We start from the raw sequence: 18,636 nt of genomic DNA, 5'->3' as shown, positions 1-18,636 counted from the left end.
GCTTGTATGTTAACCCCTGTTTGGCTCATGGTTGAACATTGCAATTTAGCTCCCTCACACCAACAAGAATATGTGCCTGTTGCCAAACAGGTACCGAATAAAGTGGCTGAACAACAACTTGCCTATGGCTTAGCATTATGGCGAGATAAAAAGTACCAGCAAGCATCTCAGGAATTTTCAGTACTTGGCTCACAAAATCTGAGCTTAGATTTACAATCATTAACTGGGTTGTACCAATATCACGCTGCCGCCTTCACGCAAAACCGCAATGCTGACTTTATCCAGCAGTTATCCTCTTTGCCTAAAAGCTGTAAACAAACACTGTTGTTCGTGACGCCAGACATCGAGTCATTGGCACAGGCCGAACATTTTAGATCACGTTTCGCCCAAGACGCGCGCCTCAAAGACTTATCGATTTGTATCCATGATGTGACTTGGTTTGATCCTGTAGACATTACGTGTGATAAAAATTGGCAACAAAGCGGTAGGTTAGGTTGCCAACTATTGTCCTTAGCCGAAAAGCTAAAACCTTTACCTTTTACCCATTTAGTGATGTTTGCCAACCAAGGTAAAGCTAACGTACATAACGGTATTATGTTTCTTGACCGCCAAGACACCTACGATGTGTTTATCCATGAACTAGCCCACTTCTCTGGCTTTATAGATGAATACCCTCTCAGTCAAGGACTCGCACAACGTGTATGTGCAGGCGTTGATGCACCTAATATGGTATTTAAACAAGCAGAACAAACAGAGCCAGACCAACAATATTGGCAATCAATTGGTGTGCAAAAACACACCGACCTATTTACCGCTCGCACCTGTGATAATCACGCCACCCAAGCGTTTAAAGCGTCTAACCAGTTAACCTTTATGGAATATCACGATACTGGCTTTATTCCAGCGCTGTACTTAACCGCGTGGCAAAGGCAGCTGCAAAAAGCCCCTAATCAACCTTCAGCGCATATAAACTTTGCACAACTGTACGAACAGTCTAATAACCTATCAGAAAGTAAATTTTGGCGAGCTAGGTATCAGCAATACTTAAACGCAAACAGCAAAAACATTAATAATCTATAACAAATGAAAATGCCATTTATGTGACAAGGCCCTATCACCAAGGGTATAATACTCGGACGTTATTTGCTCCCGTTAGTATTATATTCAGATTATGTCCCAGTTATTTCCCATTGAAACCATTGAATATCCGTTTCCTGCTAAGCCTGTTGCGCTAAGTAAAGAACAACAGCAACAATACGTGTATGGCATAAAAACACTGCTAAAACAAAAAAATGCAGTGTTGGTTGCCCACTATTACACCGATCCTGAAATCCAAGCCTTAGCCGAAGAAACCGGCGGATGTATTTCTGACTCACTCGAAATGGCCCGTTTTGGCCGTGACTGCGAAGCCGATACTTTGATTGTGGCTGGTGTTAAATTTATGGGGGAAACCGCTAAAATTCTCAGCCCTGAAAAAACCGTATTGATGCCAACCTTAGAGGCCACCTGTTCACTTGATATTGGTTGCCCTGATGAGCAATTTTCAGCTTTTTGTGATGCTCACCCCGATCATACAGTGGTAGTGTATGCCAATACCTCAGCGGCGGTAAAAGCTCGAGCTGATTGGGTGGTTACCTCAAGTATTGCCTTAGAAATCGTGGAACATTTAGACTCACTAGGTGAGAAAATTATCTGGGCACCGGATCGCCATTTAGGCGCGTATATTGCCAATCAAACCGGCGCTGATATGTTGATGTGGCAAGGCGAATGTATTGTTCATGACGAGTTTTCAGCAAAAGCGCTGTTAGACATGAAACACCTCTACCCTGAAGCCGCTATTTTGGTACATCCAGAATCACCTGCCAGTGTAGTCGCTTTGGCTGATGCGGTAGGTTCTACCACTCAGCTAATCAATGCAGCTAAAACTCTACCCAATAGTCATTTTATCGTGGCCACCGATCGCGGTATTTTTTACAAAATGCAGCAAGCGGCACCCGGTAAAATATTGTTAGAAGCACCTACCGCTGGTAACGGTGCAACCTGTAAAAGTTGTGCTCATTGTCCTTGGATGGCCATGAACGGCCTTAAAGCGATTCACCAATCACTAACAGATACCAGTGGCCACGAAATTTTTGTAGACGAAGCGTTGCGCCAACGAGCATTAGTACCGTTGAATCGTATGCTCGATTTTTCAGCCGAATTAAAAATGAAAGTAACGGGCAACGCCTAGTAAGTTTGTTTTGCCGTTCAATCAACAACTTAAAAGCCAGCAACGCTGGCTTTTTGATTTATAACCCTCATAACCTCTGTAGTGTTTTAATTATAAGGAATGTGTGCAATGCCCGATTTAAGCCGCTACAAAGGCATAGTGTTCGATATGGACGGTACATTGATAGATTCAATGGGTGCACATGGTAAAGCGTGGCAACAAATCTGCGAATTATATGATTACCCCTACGACAGTGAATACATGCATAACCTTGGTGGCGTGCCTACCCGAGAAACTGTTGAGTTAATGAATGAAAAATATGGGCTTAGCCATGATATAGATGACGTTACCGAAACAAAACGCTTAGCCTTTCTCGACCTTAAAGATAGCCCAAGTATTATCGAGGATACCTTCCAAGTGATGCAACGTTACCAAGGCAAACTTAAGATGGGGATTGGTACCGGCTCAGATCGAAATAACGCCATTAAAATACTTACAGCAACAGGTTTACTCGACCGCGTAGAAACCGTTGTTACCGCTACCGATGTAAAACAAGGCAAACCCCATGGCGAAACCTTTTTAACTGTAGCTAAAAACATGGGCTTAGCAGCAGAAGAGTGCGTAGTATTCGAAGACACCGAAATAGGCCGCCAAGCAGCCCAAAATGCTGGTATGGATTGCATCATGGTCATCAAGGGTAAGATAGTTTTACCATGATATTCAGGCTAACTGTCGCCAGTAAGGTCATTTTTGTATGCTATTGGCGGTGATGTGAATAAAAAACAACCACATCACTCCCATGACTGCAGTTATTACTTGCGCAGCCATGCGGTTTTCCCTAACATACGCGCCTCTTTCGTAGCAGCGACTATAGTCGCGAATAGCCAACAGACTGCAAAAGAGTAAAAACCAAAGCGCAGGCCAAGCGCCTAGTTGAATAAAACCAACTTAAATAAATAGGCAAAGATTTTAAAAGTTTTGGAGAGCTGGCTGAGTGGCTTAAGGCGCACGCCTGGAAAGTGTGTTTAGGGTTAAACCTAACGAGAGTTCGAATCTCTCGCTCTCCGCCAAATACAAAAGAACCCGCACATGTTGCGGGTTCTTTTGTATTTGGCACAGAGCGATGATTTGGTTCCAACCTCCAGCTTCTGATTCCGTTGTTTAACATTCCCTTTATCTATTTTGATTTGCCTATTGCCAGCACAATACAGCTACGAGCCGCCAAAATTGACATCGACAGCACAAGATTAAGGCCTTTTGTCGCAACATTATCTCCTTTAACCAAACGTCTGATAGATAGGAAGTTTGCTTGCGACCCATTTATTTACAAAAATGTTGCACCTGCCTGTCAACCAAAATCCCTTTGGTGCGTTTTAACTTAGTAGGTTAACAACGTACACGAGGCACATTATGAGCAAACTCTCGACCCAACAAGCTAGTCATCTGGCCAGGCGTGCAGGATTTTCAGCGAACAATAATCAGTTAGAACGACTCGCTTCGGCGAATTCTCTGGAAGAGGCAATAGAACAATTACTCACACAGTCACCTAGCTTGCTGGCACTGCCACAATGGCACAATGAAACGCCCACTGGCCGGGTTGAGGATGCGACACTTCGCCAACAGTTAGCCCGCCAAAGGCGCAACATGGGCAAAGAGTTAAAGTTCTGGTGGTTTCAACAGATGGTGAGCAACACCTCGTCACTGCAGGAAAAAGCCACACTATTTTGGGCGAATCATTTCACCTCTTCATTGGAGAAAGTCAAATGGGCGCCGGCCATGCTGCAACAGAATCTCAGTTTACGAGAACACGCCTTGGGCAGCTTCAGAGATATGCTCAAAGCCATGCTTAGAGATCCCGCTATGCTCAAATATCTCGATAATGCTAATAGCAAAAAACAATCGCCAAATGAAAATTTATCCCGGGAACTACTGGAATTGTTCACTATGGGCGAAGGTCATTATTCAGAGCAGGATGTTAAAGAATTGGCCCGCGCATTGACCGGCGCATCCGTTGACAGACAAACCGGCAAGTATGTTTTCAGGCGGGGTATTCATGATAATGGATCCAAGACAATCTTCGGTGAAAGTGCAAACTTTGGTCCCGATGACGTGGCCGATCTGATTTTACGGCAGCCACAAGTCGCCTCTTTTATCACCGATAAACTTTGGTGCTTTTTTGTTGATGAGCAGCCTGATATGGCTGTCATTGCCACACTGAGCAATAGCTTTGTTCAAAGCGACTATGATCTGGCCGAGTTATTAAAGGCAATATTTCTACAAGATGCCTTTTGGTCGGCTCAGGGCGGACAAATCAAATCCCCCATGGAGCTGGTCGTGGGGAGTATGCAGTTGTTTGACACCGCGATGTTAAGTCAGCAACAGGTACTCAAAATATCCGGAAATATGGGGCAGGATCTATTTAGTCCACCACATGTTAAAGGTTGGCCTGGAGGCAAGGCATGGTATTCCAGCGGTAATCTGGCGATGCGAGAACGTGCCGCTAGTTTTTTTGCCAAACGCGCAAGTTTCACTCCAGACATAGCCCAATTATTAGCCACAGATGCCGTTGGTAATTTACCCGCAACAGACGATAGCGATTATTTAGTTGCCGTGCTGAGCGATCCAGCTTTTCAGGTTGTATAGGAGACTATTATGCAAAGACGTACATTCTTAAAGACCCTGGGCTCACTGCCTGTTGTGGCTTATTTTCCGACAGTCGCTGCAGCACAACAAGCTGAGGATCAAAAACTGTTAATACTGGTCCAATTTGGTGGTGGCAACGACAGCTTGAATATGTTTGTTCCCTATGCCGATCAAGCCTACTATGAGGCACGGGAAGATCTGGCCATATCTGCTCAGGAAGTTATGCCTTTGAGTGCCAATATAGGCATGAACCCGGTAATGAGCGACTTGCTTAACGCCTGGGAAGAAGGCGATATGGCGGTGGTGCAAGGGCTGGGCTATCCTGAGCCCAACAGATCCCATTTCCGCTCAATTGAGATATGGCAAACGGCTTCCGATGCTGACGAATTTAGCCACCAGGGTTGGTTAAATCAACTACTACCTGAGTCTGACTTTTCCTTACAAGGTGTGATGATAAGCGGCAGTCCGGCAGCTTTGTCGGGTGAGACAAACCAGTTTTCGCTGACGTCCTCAGATGACGATCAAAGCCAAGTCTATATACCCGAAGGGCTCGCAACTACCACGGCAGTGCAGCACGTACTTGATCAGCGCCACAGTTATAACAACGCAGTAAGCTTATTAAACGCTGCATTTGAACAAGACATAAGCTTATCAAATGAATTTGCGGGTGATGACTTTTCTCAAGATTGTAAATTGGTTGCAGAGCTAATTGCAGCGGGAATAAGACCCCATGTGATACATTTGAGTCTGGGAAGTTTTGACACACATAGTAATCAACGTACGCCCCATGATAATTTGCTTGATCAACTGAGCAAGGGACTATCAGCACTGCGCGCTGAGTTACAGGCACTTGGTCTGTGGCAGCAAGTAAGCATCGCGAGCTATTCGGAGTTTGGCCGGCGAGTAGCGGTAAATGCCAGTAACGGAACTGATCACGGTACCGCTGCGAGCCATTTCGTATTGGGTGGTGATGTTAAGGGAGGGCTGTATGGCTTGGCTCCATCACTTACAGAGTTGGATAATGGCGATCTGATATTTACTGAAGATTTTCGAGACTACTATCGAACTTTGGCAGATTGGATGCAATGGCAACCATCACAGGAAATACAGAGCTTTACCAATATGGGATTTTTGTAGGGCTGCTTGGGTCATAGTTAAATTTTTTTTTTGACCTTAATATTGCCATGCTTGTCAACCAAAATGAGTTTGAGTCGTTAACATAAAGACAGTATTTAATTACAAGCGATTAGTTTAGTGTGTAGTAATACCATTAATCAGTATAAGACCATCGAAGCGCAAATAAGAGCGTAATCGTTCAGTGTCGTTGTGTTGATTAATTGAAAGCAGAATAATCGAGTAATACTTATGTGCAGTAGGTGGCAAGAACCGATGGTTTATTAATATAAATGCTGATTGTTGAGCACAGCACCGACGAGCCACAAGATATGGATAGCTTTTTGTTGCAGATAGAACAAAAAGCATACCGTATGGCTCTGATGTCAGTGAATCAGCATGCTGACGCCATAGATTTACTGCAGGACAGTATGTTAAAACTAGTTGTAAATTATGCCCACAAGCCACCCCAGGAATGGAAGCCTTTGTTTTATCGAATTTTGCAAAATAGGATCCGGGATTGGCACAGGCAACAAAAAGTAAAACAGTTACTTTTTTTCTGGAAAGCGAATAATCATCCAGATGATGCAACTGAAGAATGGTCCAGCTATGTTGGGGATGCAAAAGAATTACCTGACAATCGCTTAGACGCCAGCCAGCAGCAAGACACGGCATTGAAAGGATTGGCTGAATTATCAGAGAAACAACGGCAATGTTTTCTGCTGAGAAGCTGGGAAGGTATGTCTGTTGCAGACACCGCTGACATTATGGGCTGCTCACAAGGCAGTGTAAAAACCCATTACTTTAGAGCGGTGCATAAATTACGAAGTGTGTTGGAGGATGCCCATGACATTACAATCTAAATCAGGCACGGTGGAGCAACAGATAAATGCACGACTCGATCAGGCCAATGCAGCCTTGCCTGAATCGGTTAAACAAGACATTGGGGCCGCGCGACTCAATGCTCAGGCCAAAGCCCTTGCACTCACCCAAAAAAGGACAACAGTGCGCAATTGGCACTTTACCTTGCCGGCTACCTTTACGTCGGTAGGAGTTGCTTTAGCGGTGGTTGTGTTAGTAAGCTATAAGCAGACACCGCTCATTCCCGTATTACCCGCGGAGCTGTTAACGCTAGATGTTCCTCTGAAAGATCTAGCCTTGTTAGAGGATTTGGAATTTGCAGACTGGTTGGCAGAACAACAAGAGGTACTGCTTTAGCATGTTAGCCGCCGCTTGTTTAACTACACCTATATTCGCTGACGAGCCTGTTAAGGCCTTGCCTGCTGTGAATTTTTTTGAATATTTAGCCGACATGCAAAAGATTGAGGGTGAATGGGTGAGCCCTGTCGACTTGTTAGATAAAAACATTGATCTTGCCTTACCCCCTAGCGTTGCAACAACAGCTGGTCAGCCTCTGAAAAAAGACGCTACCAGCAACGTTGTTGATAAACCTGCTCCTATCAAGACCCAGGAGAAAAAACTTTGAAGCTGGGTATAATTAGTTTTCTGATGTTTATCTTGTGTTTGACATTTAATGCACAAGCCCTTGAATGGCAATCCCTGAGTAAGCAGCAAAAACAAGTATTAGGTGAGTTCGAAAAGAATTGGAGTTCCTTTGATGAGCAGCGCCAAGCCAAGATGGCCTTGGGCGCCCAGCGATGGATAGGTCTCGATAGTGAGGAGCGTACTAAACTCACCCAAAAGTTTGAGCAATGGAAAGCCTTATCGCCTCAACAAAGGGAAAACTTACGCGGGAAATTTAAAAATTTCCAACAGTTGTCTCCCGAAAGACAGGCCAAACTAAGGGCCAAATATAAGCGTTTTAGAAAGCTATCTAGAGAACAAAAACTGAGATTACGAGAAAAATTTAAACGCAACAAACAAAAACAGACAAAGCGACCCAAACATCAGAGATGAGGGAAATCCAGCTATTGTGAGCAAGTTCAACGCGGATAGGCGTGATAATGGTAGTACTGAACGCTATGGCTTTTCCAAAGCTCTGGTTATTTAAAATAAATAGCCGATATTCACTGACCATGCCTGAGTGTCGTCTTCACTACCAAGATCGAAGTTCAGATCAAGATCCACCAGCCAATCATCATTCAAATTATAAGAAGCGTATAAATTTAACTGTCCATAACTTTCGGTGCCCGTCACCACCGACGCTGACAAACGGTTGGCAGCGCTTCTGTTTTTTATCTGACTCACATTGCGGCCATTGCGGGCAATAGCGGCAGACCCACTACTGGTAAGTTGATTCCAACCCAGGCTTGCGCCTAACATCAAATCCTCCCGTCCACCTACTGTGATTAAACGGGCCATCAATATTTGCACACTCACAAAGCTTGAATTCCCCCCATTCAGGGAAGATTGCTCAGCTTGTGTTTCGCGGTTTATGACCTCTTGATACTGTCGCCAGTCGCCGTAATGAATGCCTGCCATGAAGCCTAACTGCCAAGCTGTCAAATCCCAATTGTAGGCCAAGGATATAGTCGACGATGGTGATTCTGAACGCTGAGTAAAAAGCGTCTGTTCGGTATTAGGTGAGGGTATAATCAGGTCATCTTGCCAGGATGAATAATTCGCCGAAAACGACCATGCTGCCCAATAATAGCTTGCTCCAATTCCCCAGCTTTTTATGTCCAATTTACCACTGATATTATTGGTGATGGATACGCTGTCAGCAAGAGCAGCATAGTCAAAAGTCAGGCTCAAATGGTCGTTAAGATCAAATGAAAAAAGGGCCACATTGCCGTTTGGCTCGAAGTTTAGGCTGCGATTTCCGGCGACTGATAATTGTTCCGTTTGGGAATAACCAAGATACACAGAGCCCGCTTGAGCATTGGAAAACGCCCATGGTGACAAAATAAATAAGGTGGGAATGACACGGAGCATCTGAACACTTATATTAAGCAACTATGCCAGCTAATCTATCCAAGGTAGCGACGTTGAGCAAGCAATTTGAGCCTGCCACCCACCATTACCAAGGTAGTTCCGCAATCAAGATAACACCTGATAAACAAAAAATAGGATCTGCGATGGCAGATCCTATTGATATACTCAAACCAATTAAATTTGAGATGTCTAAAAAAGTTCCTCTTCACTGAGCTCATCAATACAGCTTTTTACTGCTCGGCGACTGGAATGATAGCGCTTTTTATGGGCCGTAAACTCATCCAAGGACACATCAGCACTAAGATCCGTATCCATATGGCTGAATTTAGCCTCTACCTTGCTCGTGACCGTGGCCTGAACTTCTGCTAAATCAAGCACGCCATCACCTGAAGTATCGGCATTATCAAACTTCTCTTGTGGCGATATAAATAGGCCTGGGTCTGGGACAACAATATTATCGTTGCCGGTTTCTGCCTTGATATCAGCGACACATTGCACTATTTCATCGGCGATGACAGCGAGATCAACTGGTTCGTTGTCGCCAGTCTTTTCGTCGAATGTTAAAAAGCCATCTGCATCACTGTCTTTTTTGATAAACCGATTTTCGGCTCTATTAAGGCAGTGGTGAGCAGTTCGTCCAAACTGAGCAAACCATTGCCATCTGCATCCAGGCGATTAAACGCAGCGGCTGGGGTACTCTTTGCGCCCTTCCTGTTGCCTTTTGCCTGAGACTCCATTGCAGTGAGTAACAAGGAGGCAGAAATAGCGCCTATTATGCCAATGGTCATAAGATTTTTATTTATTTTGAGCATGTTATTTTCCTTTAGATTGTTGAATGCTTCTATTACTAAAACGCACTTCAACGCATTCCGTTGACATACACTCAAAAAAATCCTCCAGTTTCTGCCAAGTCTAGGAACTAACCCTTTCACTTTTCACTTAAACAACAGGGCCTGTAATAACACTTACTCAGCTAATTAAATAAGCAAACACTTTAATAATTGAAGGGAGTTGCGACTTATGATCAATGCTCGATTAATAGCGGGTTATTGGATTTTATTTTTTGGGTAGTTCATGTAATTGTCAAAAATTAAATGACTTTTACTTTTCAACGAACCTGACGCCACAGGTTTTAAATTGCTAATTTCCAAATTAGGAAGCACAAACTTAAGCGCAACATACACTCAGATGCCCGCAATAACACTTACTCACTAAGGTAAATAAGTAAACCCTTTTAGAAGTGAAGGGTTGTTGCGATGGATGATAATTCAATTGTTCTTAAGAAAAGAATTGTAGGTTAGCAGCTATAAAACTGCTTAAATATTCTGATAACAATTTTTTCATAAAGTGAAAAGGAATTAGGTTGGCTAGAAAAGGAGCGTACTATTTGAGGTGAGTTCTCAAACTTGGAACATTAGAACAAAGAAACCCAATGCAATAAATCGGTAAAAAACAAACTAAATCAATGTATTAACAAGCTTCATGATGTTGAGAATAGAAATTAACAAAACAGAATCATAGTCGCCAGCGCTGTAGAATAATCTTTGGTGGCTCAGCCACTGCTCTTCCGCCTTTTAAGTTTCAGCTAAAAATGGCTTATTTTTGGGGTAAATGACAGCGGACGCCGAGCGGGGAAGTCATTTGAGTGGAGCTTGAAGGGATACATTCGTAACGAGAATGCGGTTGGCGCCCAAAAATCAAGTCTTTTTTTGCTGTTGACCATATTTACGGGATAAATATAGAACAGCTTTAGCTAGCCTGTAAGGTTAAGTGTATGGACGCACTTAATAAAAAAGAGTAACTGGCTTGAAAGGATTAAAGTCAAAAACCATCGTGGATGATGGCGCGCAGCGTGCTTTTAGTTTTTATAAAGAGCTAATAGTTGGCGAGCCTTGAATCGACGATAAATTAAAAGAAAAAGCCCCGATTCTGCCGACTATATCTTTGGTGGATGCAGCATAAAGCACCCTTCATTCACTCATTGCTAAACCGTGTAATTGGTTGAATTATTTGGAAAGATTAATTGAAAAAGCGGCCATTTGCCGCTTTATAGTTATCTGGGTAAACGCGATGAATTAAATAACCCAGCTAACAGCCTTACCGCTTTGCATCTAATGCAGCCTGAATTTTGTCAAGATCGTCCTGACTAAACTCTCCCCTTTCAATTAAACTTGCTATGACGGATGTGTGGCCTTTCAAAATACCTTCGCCTCCATCCCCATGGATAAAGTGTTTTCGAATGATTTTATGTTGCCCACCTGCAACAATTTCCATCTCAATATCGCCATCGTCGTCAATAAATTCTACTCGTTGACCTTCTCCCTTGTTCAACACATAGACTTTTTTAACTTCATGTTCGCCAGTATCTACATGTGGAACTCCTTGTAAGGCATCCATCACTGTTTGACGAGTTTCTGGATCAAGGCTTTCTAGTTTGGCTGCTAGTACTTGTGTATCCAATATTTCACTTGGACTAAATACCAAGGTTTGGGAGTTGCCGTCTGCATCCACCCAAACACTGACATCCTGATCTTTGATCACCTTAATTTCGATGGTTTTGTGCTTTACTTCTTCTTCAGCTATAACGGCACCTGTTAGCGCAAAACTTGCCACAACCGCACCAGCCAGTAAATTTTTAGTGAGCATATTCATATTACTTCTCCGTTGTCATCAGTTATCTTGTTGTTCAGCTAGCATACCCATTGCTGAAGCATTCCATGAGTCTATTACAAGTCTTGTACCAACAAAAAATAAAACATAACTTTCAATAGCTTAACCTAAAACATCCAAAATAAACTGAAGCTCAGCGCTAACAAAAGTCTGCAAATGAGGATATGATTTCCTCATATAAGGATATTTCTAAATTTTACTGATTGGCTGATTTATTTAATCCCATTAATATCAAACAGTTAAATGTTGAACCACTATGGCGTGATACTTGTTTACTTTATGCAAACTAAATTCATTAATTCACTAGTCTCTATGTCGTTAAAGCGTTATCTGTTCCTATTAATCGCGCTCTTTGTTTTAGGGTTGGCGAGCACTCAGCTGTTTTTTATCAATTATATTCAGCAACAAATTGGTGCTGAGGTAGAGGATAAAAGCCAAACGCTGTCAAAACAAGCCTTGAAATTGTTGGTGAATTCTCTGCCGCACTCTCAGCAGCAAGTCGTTGTGCGCGAAAATAACCTAGCAGCGACTCCAGATAATCAGTCAATTGTTGTGCGTATCGAAAACACCCCAAATAAATCTGTTGAACTGGGTAATGGCAACCGCTTTATCAGTGGTGATCAGACGCAAACTGTTACTGTTGGTGAAATGGGTATAGGCTCGAATATAGTTGTTCGTGAAGCACTTGAAGGTCGTTTGCAAGAAATGAGTTTTAAACCTATCGGTGGCTCAAATGCCTTCATAGTAAAGGAGCAGCAAGTTCAACATATTGTTCAGTTTGATAAAGAAAATTCGGCTATCAGCCAATATTTTCGCTGGTTGGCAATTGGCACAATCATACTGACAGCCCTTGGTTTAATGCTTGCCTATTTGTTGGCAAAACATATCAGTCGCCCTCTAGGTGAACTCTCAAACGGTTTTAACCGCTTACAACAAGGTGACTTGGGTAGTCAGGTTAAACCTAGTGGCATACTTGAGGTGCGCGAAACCCTGCAGAGTTTTAATCAAATGAGCACTCGACTAGAGCAGTTAAACCAAGTTGAAATACGCTTTCATCAGCAACAACAATTAGTTGAACTTGGTGAAGTGGCCCGTGGTTTGGCGCATACCTTGCGCAACCCCATTAATACTATTGGTTTAGCCATTGAACAAATAGGTCAAACAGACTTATCTCAACAGCAGCGCTGTGAACTTGCTCAGCAAGCAAGACAAAAAATCATGCATTTAGACAATACTATCAAGGCCTTGCTAACACTCACCACCAATGACTTACAGCGCGACCAACAGGTTAGCATTAATCAAGTTATCAACGACATATTGTTGGAACTAAGCATGACGGGCAAACATAAAATTGAGTTTGCGCCTATGCAAGATTTGCAGATTTATGGCGCACAGGTCGAAATTAGGGCGATGATCCATACTTTGCTTGTGAATGCGATTGAAGCCAGCACAGAGCAGCAAAGTATTAGTGTTTTTGTAGCCCAAGAAGTTGAGCAACTGAGCATTAAAATTGTGGATCAGGGCAAAGGCCTAAGTGAAAAAATTAAGACTGAGCTATTTAAGCCCCACGTAAGTAGCAAACCAGAAGGGGCGGGCATGGGCTTGTATATCGCCAAGCGAATTAGCCAATCTTATTATCAGGGGGATGTGCAGCTAAGTAACAACAGCCCCCACGGTTGTATCGCCACCCTCACGCTAAGCAACTGTAATAAAGAAGTGAAGCCGAATGAGTGAGCAAATTCATATCTTGTTGGTAGAAGACGACCCCCAGCAAAGAGCATTGATCCAAAGTATTTTGCAAGCTGAACACTATCAGGTTAAGGCCTGTGAAAACGTCGAAGAAGCCATACTAGAGGTAAAGAAAAATACTTATGACTGTGTGTTTTCCGATTGGAAGTTGGGTGACTTAAGCGGCCTAGATTTGCTCAATTATGTGCGCCGCAATCAGCCAGAATTGGGTTTTGCTATTGCCACGGCTTACGGCACCATAGCCCATGCGGTTGAAGCGGTAGACGCCGGTGCCGATGACTACCTTGCCAAACCCTTCCAGCGTCAAGAGTTACTGCTGTGTATTGATAAAATTTACAAAGCCAAACAACTACGAAGCCAAAATCAACAACTCACACAAGCCTTGTCTGAGCAACAGCAACTGGTCGATTTGGTGGGTAACGCACCTTGCATGCAAGCCGTGTACGAACGTATCAAACGGGTATCCAACACTGACGCCATGGTGCTCATTACCGGTGAAAGTGGAACCGGTAAGGAACTCGCAGCCCGAGCTTTACATCAACTTTCACCACGAAAAACCAATAATTTTATTGCTGTAAATTGTGGTGCGATCCCCGAATCGTTGGCCGAAGCAGAACTTTTTGGAGCGTTAAAAGGGGCGTTTACAGGTGCCATACAGGATAAGCCAGGTAAGTTACAAAGTGCTGACAAGGGCACCTTGTTCCTAGACGAAATTGGCGAGTTGCCGTTATCCATGCAGGCAAAACTGCTACGTTTTTTACAAGAAGGCACAGTCACCCCACTAGGAGCTCAACACGAAATCCAATTAAACGTGCGGGTTATCGCCGCCACCCATCGTAACTTGGCGCAAATGGTGCAAGATGGCGAGTTTAGAGAAGACTTATTTTATCGCTTAAATATCGTGCCCTTGGTAATGCCGCCGTTGCGATCAAGGCAAGAAGACATCCCTAGGCTAGTGGACTTTTTTATTCATAAAAGCTGCCAACGTTACAACATTCCCAAACCCATACTCAGTAAAGCCACCTTAAAACGGCTAATGGACTTCGAGTGGCCCGGCAACGTGCGGGAGCTCGCCAATAAAATTGAACGTTTTGTGTTGTTGGGTGATGAGCAAGAGCTACTAAACATCGCCGACGTCGCAAGCACCCAACCAATAGGTCAAACAGAATTTGTGCTTCCCGAACAAGGCTTAGACTGGGAAGCCTTTGAACAAAACTGTTTAAGGCAAGCGCTCACTAGGCACCAAGGAAATCGCACCAAGGCCTCACAGTTTTTAGGAATGAGTTACAAAGCGTTTTTGTATCGCCTTGATAAGCATGGGGTAAATTGATGTTCAGCATTTATGAGCATCGATTTTAGCGGTCTCGTTCGAAATTAAAACTAAGCAAAAAACAAAAATCATTTCACCTCAGAGGACACAGAGAAAAGTCACTGGGAAGCTTGTGTTTTCAACCGTAAATATGGATGTGCTGATTCTTTAGTATGGCTAATAAATTAGCAATAGTAGATGATTTACGATGCAAATCATTGTAGGGAGACCGCCCAAGAATCCCGGAAGGAGCTAATTTTTATCTGTTACCTATTTTCTGGATCTGCCCCCGATTATCTATATCCTATTCTCTATTGAAGTTTGAAACCGATACAGGTATTACTAACCTAATAATATCTAAAAATAAGGGCCTACTCATTAGCAAATACAATTCCTCCTTAAACCTTCTGGTGCGAAGCAATGTTGTGAAAACAGCCTTACTCACGGGCATGATCTTGATGTTTGGTGGCTCGTCTTCGGCGTTGGCGCTTGGTAATGATGATTACCCGGCCATACGTAAAGCGGCCGAAGCTGGTCGTGCTGAATCGATCAAACGCATCCAAGATTGGATTGCGCTGCCGTCTATCGCTGCTGAAAATCTAAATATGATGGAAGGTGCCGAATACATGGCAAAACTTGCTCGTGATGCTGGTTTTGACCACGCTGAAATCGTGCCGACTGATGGTCACCCCGGGGTTTGGGCCACCATGGATAACGGCGCTGAGCGTACTCTGGCGATATACTTTATGTATGACGTTAAGCAATACGACGCAGACGAGTGGTCGTCACCGCCTTTGGAGGGGCGCATCGTCGACAAACCGGGATTCGGTAAGGCCATTATGGGTCGCGGTGCAGTCAACCAGAAAGGTCCTGAGGCAACCGTGCTTGCAGCTTTACACGCCATGCGAGCAGCGGGTGTGAAACCGCCGGTCAATCTTGTGCTGGTGGTTGAAGGCGAAGAAGAGATAGGTTCGCCGCACTTTCAACAGATCGTCAGCCGCCCTGACATCATGGCAAGGCTTAAACAGTCCGAAGGTATTTTTATTCCTATTGGCTGGCAGAACATGAAGGGCAATGTAGGGGTAAATTTGGGCGCCAAAGGCATAGTTGAACTTGAACTCATTGCCAGTGGTAAAAGTTGGGGGCGTGGTCCTGAAAAAGACATTCATTCGAGTTTAAAGGCGATGGTTGATTCGCCTGCGTGGCGCCTTGTGCAAGCCTTGCAGACCCTTGTCACGCCTGACGGTAATACGCCCCTTATCGACGGCTGGTTTGAGAATGTGCGCCCACTGAGCGCGCGAGAAAAAGAATTGATCGCACAGGCAGCCGCCAGCAGTGACGAAGCGACGAGCAAGAAACTCTTAGGTGTTAAACATTGGATTGATGACTTGCCGCACAAGGATGCACTCGAGCGTCTCGCTTCGCAGCCTACGGTTAACATCGAGGGCTTGGTAGCCGGTTATACTGGGCCTGGAGGCAAGACCATCTTGCCGGGCAGGGCTGTTGCCAAACTGGATCTTAGACTGGTACCGAACCAGACTCGCGCCGAGGCTGAAGCGAAGTTGCGGGCGCATCTTGATAAGCGCGGTTTTACCGATGTTGAGATGAAAATAGGTGGGGGTTACGACCCAACCGAAACGGCCGAAAATAGTCGAATTATCCAAGCCGAGCTTGAAACGTATCGTCGCGCTGGCGTTGCAGCAACGCTGAATCCGCGACTGGCAGGTTCATGGCCAGGCGCCATGTTTACCGCGCCTCCGCTGTCACTACCTGCGGGCCAATTCGGTCTGGGACACGGATCGGGTGCGCACGCGCCAGATGAGTATTTTGTGGTCGAGTCGAGCAATCCCAATGTGGCTGGTGTGGTTGACGCCGCGATGGCCTACGTTGACTTTTTCTACCAAGTGGCAAAGATTCGCTGAAAAACCCATAGGGGTTAGGTCTTTGATTTAGGGGTTAGCGCCATTTGGCACTGACCCTTTTCTTCCAAGAATAACTTGGGGAGGTCACTCAAAGCGCACAGTTTTTACAGTATGCAGTAAATGGAATGGCATCCAAACGTTCAGTACTGATGACACTATGGCATTTTTCACAGGTGCCGTAGACGTCCCGTTCTATTTTCAACAACGCATGGTTTATTTGTTCTAATTCTTGCTGTGCTTCATTTTTTAAATTCAAAAGTACATCATCATTTTGGTGATCAACCACCTGTTCAGAGAATTTCGCGCTGCTTAGGCGACTATGTAAATCCTTATCAATTTTAGCGATACGATTGCTGAACTCTTTTTGTAAAACGAGTAGTTGCTGTTTGTTATTATGCATACGGTCTCTCCAATGTGAACTGACTCAAACATCACTCATTTTAAGTGATTAGCTAGACTTAGCATTGATTTGCATCAAGTTAGGTTGGCGCACAATTCTCAAATGACCTTGCTCGTTTGTACTTTGCTGGGCCACCACTGCTTTGGAGCTTGGGTCTATATCGATTCAGGTGCATTGCTCAGCGAAGCTCTTTGCACCCCTGGCTAAGTGGTGATGACATGCTTTTTGTAGATTCTGATTGGCGGTTGATGAGTTAGGAAATTCGCTAACAATAAACGAAAACAATTGCAGTGATTGATCGGCAAGGCTGGACCAAAGTAGCTCAAAAGCAAGGGATGCAAGACTCTCTTCACTTATCTGAAATTGAGTATTGTCAGCAGTTAAACTTTGTAGTGTTTGACTGAAGTTTGCCGAAAATAGGCTTTTGATCAAATAAAGAGTGGCGTCGTTTTTACGGTTTGGCGGAACTTGGTTGTATAATATTGCTGCAATATCAAAAGTAAGTTGTTGTTTTAAATCATAACTTATCCCAATGTTACTCAGTAAAATAATGCTGTGTTGCTCATCAACAAAACGGGTCATCATCGAGCTATAGCCATCGAACTTACCATCTGCTATTTGCACACTTACCTGTAATTCGGGTGAAAAGGGCACAAGACCAATCTGCCAGGCGTAAGCATGTTAAGGGTTGAAAATGCGCTTTTTGTTTGTATCACTGAGCAATTTGTCACTGTATAAAGCCGTATCAAAGCGATAGAGATCTTCAGCGGTAGTGTAAATAGCCGCACCTGCTCCAAACAGTGCCATATTTTTTGTTGTTTGTGTTCTGTAAGCACCCTGATCATCCCATTGATACGCCTGGACATATGGCACAATAGTTTCGATACCCGTCGCGACGCCAGATTGTTTCATGTTCAATCGATCAAATATGCTTTTCTTGATGGTCGTTGCATAGGACTCTTCGGTTACTAATTCGACGATTTTTCCCAACAGGAAATAAGCCGGATTGGAGTAAAGGTAAGCACTGCCCGGCGGAAATGCAGGTGGCAACTTAGCGATTATTTTTACAAACTCCTGTTCTGAGGTGTTGCGGTGAAAGTCCGGGTTAAACCATCCGTCAATAACAAAATGATTAGGGATCCCGGATGTATGGCTAAGCAGGTTATCAATCGTTATCTGTTTACCTATAGCGCTATCATATTCAGGGAAATAATCTGCCAGTGTATCTTCGAGGGTTAATTTGCCTTGTTCCTCAAGCATTAGTACTAAGGTTGCAGCAATAGGTTTACTTAACGAGGCTATTTGAAACGCGCTATTGTTATCGAGGGGCCGGCTCTCTTTGCGATCAGCGAAGCCATAAGCTTTTTGGAAAAACGGTTTACCAGATTTTGCAATTAAGACGGTACCTTCGAACGCACGACTTGAAACGTAATGATTAATTATTTGTTCAATCTTTATTTTGTCTTCATCATTTAGTTTTTTATCAACATTGTCTTCAATGGATGATGCTGTGGCGAAGGTGAATGATGTCATTGACCCAATAAATAACAGCCATGTAATTACCGATAATTTCATATATTTCCTTTTAGATGGGCAACTAAAACTATGCCCATCCGGTTCCTAAAAATATTCCGAGGGCCATAATATTAAAGGCTATGTTTGTATTAACTGTTGTTGAACACTAAACATACTGTTTTTATTGAACTTTTCATCATTGTCCAAATAT

The 18,636-nt window shown here is 43.8% G+C and carries 20 protein-coding genes and 1 tRNA gene; 14 read left to right on the top strand and 7 right to left on the bottom strand.

Features of this window, described 5'->3' with window-relative positions; all coding sequences use genetic code 11:
* The first annotated feature begins 6 nt into the window (after positions 1-6).
* The 11 genes from QZ488_RS09515 (at position 7) to QZ488_RS09465 (ending at position 7,882) form a co-directional block, all read left to right on the top strand.
* The gene (locus QZ488_RS09515; RefSeq protein ID WP_293747970.1) at positions 7-1,080 is read left to right on the top strand and encodes a hypothetical protein; all 1,074 of its coding nucleotides are present in this window, start codon (positions 7-9) and stop codon (positions 1,078-1,080) included.
* Between the two features lie 91 nt (positions 1,081-1,171).
* Complete coding sequence (nadA, locus tag QZ488_RS09510; protein ID WP_293747968.1) at positions 1,172-2,230, top strand: quinolinate synthase NadA; 1,059 nt, start codon at positions 1,172-1,174, stop codon at positions 2,228-2,230.
* A gap of 108 nt (positions 2,231-2,338) precedes the next feature.
* Positions 2,339-2,926, top strand: coding sequence for a beta-phosphoglucomutase family hydrolase (locus QZ488_RS09505; protein WP_293747966.1), 588 nt, complete (start codon positions 2,339-2,341; stop codon positions 2,924-2,926).
* A 54-nt stretch (positions 2,927-2,980) separates the two neighbouring features.
* Positions 2,981-3,115, top strand: a complete 135-nt coding sequence (locus tag QZ488_RS09500) for a hypothetical protein (protein WP_293747964.1) — start codon at positions 2,981-2,983, stop codon at positions 3,113-3,115.
* A 74-nt stretch (positions 3,116-3,189) separates the two neighbouring features.
* Positions 3,190-3,279 (top strand) — tRNA-Ser (locus tag QZ488_RS09495).
* A gap of 340 nt (positions 3,280-3,619) precedes the next feature.
* On the top strand, positions 3,620-4,852 hold the full coding sequence (locus tag QZ488_RS09490) for a DUF1800 domain-containing protein (RefSeq protein WP_293747962.1): 1,233 nt from the start codon (positions 3,620-3,622) through the stop codon (positions 4,850-4,852).
* Between the two features lie 9 nt (positions 4,853-4,861).
* Positions 4,862-5,989: a DUF1501 domain-containing protein gene (locus tag QZ488_RS09485; RefSeq protein WP_293747960.1), complete on the top strand. Its 1,128-nt coding sequence runs from the start codon at positions 4,862-4,864 to the stop codon at positions 5,987-5,989.
* A gap of 269 nt (positions 5,990-6,258) precedes the next feature.
* Positions 6,259-6,828 (top strand): RNA polymerase sigma factor, encoded by a 570-nt coding sequence (locus QZ488_RS09480; protein WP_293747958.1) that lies wholly within the window; start codon positions 6,259-6,261, stop codon positions 6,826-6,828.
* Positions 6,812-7,183: a hypothetical protein gene (locus tag QZ488_RS09475; protein WP_293747957.1), complete on the top strand. Its 372-nt coding sequence runs from the start codon at positions 6,812-6,814 to the stop codon at positions 7,181-7,183. The genes QZ488_RS09480 and QZ488_RS09475 overlap by 17 nt, the downstream gene beginning before the upstream one ends.
* Before the next feature lies 1 nt (position 7,184).
* Positions 7,185-7,451 (top strand): hypothetical protein, encoded by a 267-nt coding sequence (locus QZ488_RS09470; RefSeq protein ID WP_293747956.1) that lies wholly within the window; start codon positions 7,185-7,187, stop codon positions 7,449-7,451.
* Positions 7,448-7,882 carry a DUF3106 domain-containing protein gene (locus QZ488_RS09465; RefSeq protein ID WP_293747955.1) on the top strand — a complete coding sequence of 145 codons (435 nt, stop codon included), beginning with the start codon at positions 7,448-7,450 and terminating at the stop codon, positions 7,880-7,882. Before QZ488_RS09470 ends, QZ488_RS09465 begins: the two co-directional genes overlap by 4 nt.
* Before the next feature lie 90 nt (positions 7,883-7,972).
* Here the strand turns inward: QZ488_RS09465 and QZ488_RS09460 are convergent, their stop codons facing one another.
* The 4 genes from QZ488_RS09460 to QZ488_RS09445 form a co-directional block, all read right to left on the bottom strand.
* Positions 7,973-8,860: a hypothetical protein gene (locus QZ488_RS09460; protein WP_293747953.1), complete on the bottom strand. Its 888-nt coding sequence runs from the start codon at positions 8,858-8,860 to the stop codon at positions 7,973-7,975.
* 189 nt (positions 8,861-9,049) lie between these two features.
* Positions 9,050-9,358, bottom strand: a complete 309-nt coding sequence (locus QZ488_RS09455) for a hypothetical protein (protein WP_293747951.1) — start codon at positions 9,356-9,358, stop codon at positions 9,050-9,052.
* A gap of 62 nt (positions 9,359-9,420) precedes the next feature.
* Complete coding sequence (locus QZ488_RS09450; protein WP_293747949.1) at positions 9,421-9,672, bottom strand: hypothetical protein; 252 nt, start codon at positions 9,670-9,672, stop codon at positions 9,421-9,423.
* A gap of 1,285 nt (positions 9,673-10,957) precedes the next feature.
* Complete coding sequence (locus QZ488_RS09445; RefSeq protein ID WP_293747947.1) at positions 10,958-11,512, bottom strand: hypothetical protein; 555 nt, start codon at positions 11,510-11,512, stop codon at positions 10,958-10,960.
* Positions 11,513-11,809: 297 nt separating this feature from the next.
* On the opposite strand from QZ488_RS09445, the gene QZ488_RS09440 reads away from it, so the two are divergent.
* The 3 genes from QZ488_RS09440 to QZ488_RS09430 all read left to right on the top strand — a co-directional run bounded on the left by QZ488_RS09440 (position 11,810) and on the right by QZ488_RS09430 (position 16,510).
* Positions 11,810-13,264, top strand: coding sequence for a sensor histidine kinase (locus QZ488_RS09440; protein ID WP_293747945.1), 1,455 nt, complete (start codon positions 11,810-11,812; stop codon positions 13,262-13,264).
* A complete protein-coding gene (locus tag QZ488_RS09435; RefSeq protein WP_293747943.1) occupies positions 13,257-14,609 on the top strand; it encodes a sigma-54 dependent transcriptional regulator in 1,353 nt (450 codons plus the stop codon). Before QZ488_RS09440 ends, QZ488_RS09435 begins: the two co-directional genes overlap by 8 nt.
* A gap of 404 nt (positions 14,610-15,013) precedes the next feature.
* On the top strand, positions 15,014-16,510 hold the full coding sequence (locus tag QZ488_RS09430) for a M20/M25/M40 family metallo-hydrolase (protein WP_293747941.1): 1,497 nt from the start codon (positions 15,014-15,016) through the stop codon (positions 16,508-16,510).
* Positions 16,511-16,598: 88 nt separating this feature from the next.
* Here the strand turns inward: QZ488_RS09430 and QZ488_RS09425 are convergent, their stop codons facing one another.
* The 3 genes from QZ488_RS09425 to QZ488_RS09415 all read right to left on the bottom strand — a co-directional run bounded on the left by QZ488_RS09425 (position 16,599) and on the right by QZ488_RS09415 (position 18,485).
* Positions 16,599-16,910: a TraR/DksA C4-type zinc finger protein gene (locus QZ488_RS09425; protein ID WP_293747939.1), complete on the bottom strand. Its 312-nt coding sequence runs from the start codon at positions 16,908-16,910 to the stop codon at positions 16,599-16,601.
* Between the two features lie 165 nt (positions 16,911-17,075).
* Positions 17,076-17,564 (bottom strand): hypothetical protein, encoded by a 489-nt coding sequence (locus tag QZ488_RS09420; RefSeq protein WP_293747937.1) that lies wholly within the window; start codon positions 17,562-17,564, stop codon positions 17,076-17,078.
* Between the two features lie 27 nt (positions 17,565-17,591).
* A complete protein-coding gene (locus tag QZ488_RS09415) occupies positions 17,592-18,485 on the bottom strand; it encodes a serine hydrolase domain-containing protein (RefSeq protein WP_293747935.1) in 894 nt (297 codons plus the stop codon).
* Between the last annotated feature and the right edge of the window lie 151 nt (positions 18,486-18,636).

It is taken from the genome of uncultured Paraglaciecola sp. (assembly GCF_913020055.1).
GTDB lineage: Bacteria > Pseudomonadota > Gammaproteobacteria > Enterobacterales > Alteromonadaceae > Paraglaciecola.
This window is presented reverse-complemented; position numbering and strand designations above follow the sequence as displayed.

Excerpts from the sequence above, each read along its gene's own strand:
- QZ488_RS09450 (WP_293747949.1), bottom strand. The coding sequence starts at position 9,672 with ATGCTCAAAATAAATAAAAATCTTATGACCATTGGCATAATAGGCGCT.
- QZ488_RS09415 (WP_293747935.1), bottom strand. The coding sequence starts at position 18,485 with ATGAAATTATCGGTAATTACATGGCTGTTATTTATTGGGTCAATGACA.
- QZ488_RS09490 (WP_293747962.1), top strand. The coding sequence starts at position 3,620 with ATGAGCAAACTCTCGACCCAACAAGCTAGTCATCTGGCCAGGCGTGCA.
- QZ488_RS09515 (WP_293747970.1), top strand. The coding sequence starts at position 7 with ATGTTAACCCCTGTTTGGCTCATGGTTGAACATTGCAATTTAGCTCCC.
- QZ488_RS09475 (WP_293747957.1), top strand. The coding sequence starts at position 6,812 with ATGACATTACAATCTAAATCAGGCACGGTGGAGCAACAGATAAATGCA.
- QZ488_RS09480 (WP_293747958.1), top strand. The coding sequence starts at position 6,259 with ATGCTGATTGTTGAGCACAGCACCGACGAGCCACAAGATATGGATAGC.
- QZ488_RS09440 (WP_293747945.1), top strand. The coding sequence starts at position 11,810 with ATGCAAACTAAATTCATTAATTCACTAGTCTCTATGTCGTTAAAGCGT.
- QZ488_RS09445 (WP_293747947.1), bottom strand. The coding sequence starts at position 11,512 with ATGAATATGCTCACTAAAAATTTACTGGCTGGTGCGGTTGTGGCAAGT.
- nadA (WP_293747968.1), top strand. The coding sequence starts at position 1,172 with ATGTCCCAGTTATTTCCCATTGAAACCATTGAATATCCGTTTCCTGCT.
- QZ488_RS09460 (WP_293747953.1), bottom strand. The coding sequence starts at position 8,860 with ATGCTCCGTGTCATTCCCACCTTATTTATTTTGTCACCATGGGCGTTT.
- QZ488_RS09470 (WP_293747956.1), top strand. The coding sequence starts at position 7,185 with ATGTTAGCCGCCGCTTGTTTAACTACACCTATATTCGCTGACGAGCCT.
- QZ488_RS09485 (WP_293747960.1), top strand. The coding sequence starts at position 4,862 with ATGCAAAGACGTACATTCTTAAAGACCCTGGGCTCACTGCCTGTTGTG.
- QZ488_RS09505 (WP_293747966.1), top strand. The coding sequence starts at position 2,339 with ATGCCCGATTTAAGCCGCTACAAAGGCATAGTGTTCGATATGGACGGT.
- QZ488_RS09435 (WP_293747943.1), top strand. The coding sequence starts at position 13,257 with ATGAGTGAGCAAATTCATATCTTGTTGGTAGAAGACGACCCCCAGCAA.
- QZ488_RS09425 (WP_293747939.1), bottom strand. The coding sequence starts at position 16,910 with ATGCATAATAACAAACAGCAACTACTCGTTTTACAAAAAGAGTTCAGC.